Annotated in this window: 3 protein-coding genes; 2 read left to right on the top strand and 1 reads right to left on the bottom strand. The window is 74.5% G+C overall.

Annotated features, from left to right (window positions below):
- Positions 1-85: 85 nt before the first annotated feature.
- Positions 86-1,351, top strand: coding sequence for a cytochrome P450 (locus DQW06_RS00885; protein WP_071621713.1), 1,266 nt, complete (start codon positions 86-88; stop codon positions 1,349-1,351).
- Between the two features lie 197 nt (positions 1,352-1,548).
- Here the strand turns inward: DQW06_RS00885 and DQW06_RS00880 are convergent, their stop codons facing one another.
- Entirely contained in the window at positions 1,549-2,505 is a 957-nt protein-coding gene (locus DQW06_RS00880) for an SDR family NAD(P)-dependent oxidoreductase (RefSeq protein ID WP_013152191.1), read from the bottom strand.
- 171 nt (positions 2,506-2,676) lie between these two features.
- Between DQW06_RS00880 and DQW06_RS00875 the strand changes: the two genes are divergently transcribed.
- Positions 2,677-3,648, top strand: coding sequence for an alpha/beta fold hydrolase (locus DQW06_RS00875; protein ID WP_013152192.1), 972 nt, complete (start codon positions 2,677-2,679; stop codon positions 3,646-3,648).
- The last annotated feature ends 15 nt before the right edge of the window (positions 3,649-3,663 follow it).

Below are 3,663 nucleotides of genomic sequence, written 5' to 3'. Positions count from 1 at the left end.
TCGCGCCCGGGTCAGGGCGGGAGTCCGCACCGGCGCCGATGTCCGGCTCCGCGTCCGCACCCGCGCCGCCCCAGGAGGAGACGACGTGAACCACAGCCCGGGTCCGGAGGCCGCGGCACCGGCCAGCAGCGGCCCGCCGCCCCCCTCCCCGGACCACGCGGGCGCCGCCCGCCTGTACGGCCCCGACATCGCCCGCGACCCGGCCGGGCTCTACGAGGAGCTGCGCGGACGCTACGGCCCGGTCGCGCCCGTGCTGCTCGACGGCGACGTTCCGGCGTGGTTCGTCATGGGCTACCGGGAGCTGCACCACGTCACCAGCAGACCCGAGTGGTTCGCCCGCGACTGCCGCCGCTGGAACCAGTGGGACCGCGTCGGCCGGGACTGGCCGCTCCTGCCCTACGTGATGTGGACGCCCTCGGTCATGTTCGCCGAGGGGGCCGAACACCAGCGGCGCGCGGGCGCGATCGGCGACGCCCTGGACGCCGTGGACCGCGCCGACCTCAGGACCCTGTGCCAGCGGGCCGCCGACGGCCTCGTCGACGCCTTCCGCGCGGAGGGCGAGGCCGACCTGGTCTCCCAGTACGCGCACCGCATCCCCGCGATGGTGGTCGCCCGGCTCTACGGCCTGCCGGAGGCGGAGGTCCCGGCGCTGGTGCGCGACGTCGTGCTCTCGCTCGACGTCGCCGCCGACGCGGGCGGCGCCCACCGGCGCCTGCACGCCCGCCTGGACGCCCTGGTCGCCGACCGCCGCGCCGCGCCGCGCGACGACGTGCCCTCGCGGCTGCTGCTGCACCCGGCGGGCCTGAGCGACGCCGAGGCGGTCATCGACCTGCTGGTGGTCCTCGCCGCGGCCCAGGCGCCCACCGGCGACTGGATCGGCAACACCCTGCTCCTGATGCTCACCGACGACCAGTTCTCGCTCACCCTCCAGGGCGGGCGCGGCAGCGCGGGCGAGGCCCTCAACGAGGTGCTGTGGAAGGACACCCCCACGCAGAACTTCATCGGCCGGTGGGCCGTGCAGGCCTGTGAGCTGGGCGGGCGCGGCATCCGACGCGGCGACATGCTGGTGCTGGGACTGTCGGCGGCCAACGCCGACCCCCGCCTGCACGCGGGGCTCCCCGACGTCCACAGCGGCAACCGCGCGCAGATGTCCTTCGGCCACGGCGAGCACGGGTGCCCCTTCCCGGCACCGGAGATCGCGGAGACGATCGCCCGCACGGCGGTGGAGAGCCTGCTGGACCGGCTGCCGGACGTGCGGCTGGCGGTGCCTTCGGAGCGGCTGGAGTGGCGGCCGTCGCTGTGGATGCGCGGACTGTTCGAGCTCCCGGCGCGCTTCACGCCGCAACGGTAGGGGGCGGCAGGAAGTGTTGCCGGCGTGACGCGAGGGGTCTGACCACGGGAACCGCTGGATGGAATATCACGAGTTCTCCGGGTGGAATTCCTTGTATGGGAGGTATGTCGATTGCGGGACTTCGGTGATCATTCCGTGCCGCCGTCCACGGGGCGCGGTCCCCGCGGACGGCGGCACGGGCCGCGACCGGCCGCCGCTCAGGCGAGGGCGTCCTCCCCGGTCAGCTCGGCGGAGAACGCCCACAGGCGCTCGGCCTGCGCGGGATCGGCCGCGTGGTCGCGCACGCCCTCCACGCCGGGCTCGGTTCCGGCGGGCACGGCCACGTCGCAGTCCTCGCAGTACACCCCGCCCATCCCGGCCAGCCGCGGCGAGGTGGCCGCCCACACCTGGGTGGCCGCGCCCTGCTCCGGCGTCTTGAACCGGGGGTCGATCAGCTCACCGTTCCCGTCGACCCACCCCGCGTCGACCATCTCCCGCCGCGTCATGTGCCGCTGCAAGGGGGTGAGGATCGCGCCCGGGTGCAGGGAGAAGGCCCGCACCCCGAGGGGTTCTCCCAGCCGGTCCAGGTGGAGGGCGAACAGGGCGTTGGCGGTCTTGGACTGCCCGTAGGCCAGCCACCGGTCGTAGCCCTGGGCGAACCACGGGTCCTCCCAGCGGATCGGTGAGGCCTGGTGCGCGCCGGAGGACACCGAGACCACCCGCGCCCCGCCCTCGGCCAGGGCCGGCCAGAGCCGGTTGACCAGGGTGAAGTGCCCCAGGTGGTTGGTGGCGAACTGGTACTCCCAGCCGGGTCCGGCGACGGCCTGGGGGCAGGCCATCACCCCGGCGTTGTTGACGAGGACGTCGATCGCGCGCCCCGTCCTGAGGAAGCGTTCGGCGAAGGCGCGCACGTCGCCCTGGTCGGACAGCTCCAGGCCGTCGACCTCCACGCCCTCGACCCCGGCCAGGGCCTCGGCCGCCGCCTCGGGCCGCCGCGCGGGCACGACGACGCGGGCGCCCGCCTCCGCCAGGGCCCGGGTGGTCTCCAGCCCGATGCCCGAGTACCCGCCGGTGACGACGGCCAGCCGTCCGGTCAGGTCGATTCCGTCCAGGACCTCGCGCGCGGTGCTGCGCCCGCCGAAGCCCGAGCCGATCCTTCGCTGTGGTGTGGTCATGGACCGGAGCCTAGGTACTGGAGCGCGCTCCACCTCAAGCGGCGCAGGTGGGGAGGGTGTTCCCGCCGGGGACACGGCCGGCTCCCGCCCCCGAGGGAGCCTGGAGGAGCCGGACCCGGCGGTATAGCGTGACTGTGCCCCCACCCCTCAGCGACGAGGAGCGCGTACGCCATGAACGTGGAACACAGGGACGTCGAGGTCAACGGAATCCGTCTGCACGTCGCCGAGCAGGGCAGCGGACCGCTCGTCCTGCTCCTGCACGGCTTCCCCGAGAGCTGGTACTCCTGGCGCCACCAGTTCGCCCCGCTGGCCGGGGCCGGGTACCGCGTGGCCGCCCCCGACCAGCGCGGTTACGCCCGAAGCGACCGGCCCGAGGCGGTGGACGCCTACACCCTGCCCCACCTGGTCGGCGACGTCGTCGCCCTCGTCTCCGCGCTGGGGGAGGAGAGCGCGGTCGTGGTCGGCCACGACTGGGGGGCGCCGGTGGCCTGGGCCACCGCCATGATGCGCCCCGACCTGGTCCGCGGCGTGGCGGGCCTGAGCGTTCCGCCCGTTCCGCCCGCCATGATGCCGTCGGTCTCGTCCTCCCGCGCCGTCTACGGCGACGGCTTCTACCAGGCCTACTTCCAGGAGCCGGGCGTCGCCGACGCCGAGTTGGCCGCCGACCCCGCCTCGACCCTGCGCCGCCTCCTGGTCGGGGCCTCCGGCGACGCCCCCTTCGACCAGCCCCGGCTGTGGATCGTGCCCGAGGGCGAGAGCGCGCTGGGCTCCCTGCCCGAACCGGAGGAGCTGCCCTCCTGGCTCACCGAGGAGGACCTGGCCGCTTTCACGGCCGACTACTCCGACCCCGACGCCTTCACCGGTCCGCTCAACTGGTACCGCAACATCGACCGCAACCAGGGGCTCATGTCGCCCTTCCAGGGGCGCGTCATCGACGTGCCCGCGCTGTACGTGGGCGGTGACAAGGACCTGGTCAGGGCCATGCGCGGCGTTCCCGAACTCCTGGAGAACCTGTCGCTGGTCGCACCGGGGCTGCACGCCGGCGTCACCCTGCCCGGTTGCGGCCACTGGACCCAGCAGGAGCGCCCCGAGGAGGTCAACGCGGCCCTGCTGGACTTCCTCGCCGCCGTCCACGGGGGCTGAGCCGTGCCCGTGCGC

The organism is Nocardiopsis sp. TNDT3 (assembly GCF_003427465.1).
In the GTDB taxonomy this organism is placed as follows: Bacteria; Actinomycetota; Actinomycetes; order Streptosporangiales; family Streptosporangiaceae; genus Nocardiopsis; species Nocardiopsis dassonvillei.
Note: the sequence above shows the minus strand (reverse complement) of the source record. Positions and strands in the feature narration are given on the sequence as shown.

Bases quoted from the DNA above. Each gene is read 5' to 3' on its own strand.
- DQW06_RS00875 (WP_013152192.1), top strand. From the start codon at position 2,677: ATGAACGTGGAACACAGGGACGTCGAGGTCAACGGAATCCGTCTGCAC.
- DQW06_RS00880 (WP_013152191.1), bottom strand. From the start codon at position 2,505: ATGACCACACCACAGCGAAGGATCGGCTCGGGCTTCGGCGGGCGCAGC.